The sequence below is a fragment of the Oleiphilus sp. HI0079 genome, from assembly GCF_001635105.1.
In genome coordinates this window covers 1-277 of the sequence record NZ_LWFT01000332.1, presented here as the reverse complement: position 1 = coordinate 277, position 277 = coordinate 1, and the positions used below count along the sequence as shown (strand labels likewise).

Genomic DNA, 277 nt, shown 5'->3' with positions numbered 1-277 from the left:
AACGTCCTGCCCATCTATGCGGATGCTTCCTCGGTTTAGATCATGGAAGCGCAGAAGTAAGTTGACCAGTGTGGATTTTCCAGCACCGGAACGACCAACTAAACCGATCTTCTCGCCTGCTTTAATGTTTAGCGATAGATCTTTGAGAACCTGTTCTCCTAGCGTGTATTCGAAATCAACATGGTTAAATTCGATGGCGCCGTGTCTTATGTCGAGTGGTTTGGAGTGCTTTTTATCTTGAATGACTTTGGGTTGAGCAATGGTGTTCATGCCATCC

The 277-nt window shown here is 45.8% G+C and carries 1 protein-coding gene; it reads right to left on the bottom strand.

The genetic code is table 11. The annotated features are described in order from the left end of the window. Nucleotides 1–277 (bottom strand): ATP-binding cassette domain-containing protein (locus A3750_RS04610; RefSeq protein ID WP_156498396.1); only part of this gene is annotated, 277 nt, incomplete at both ends.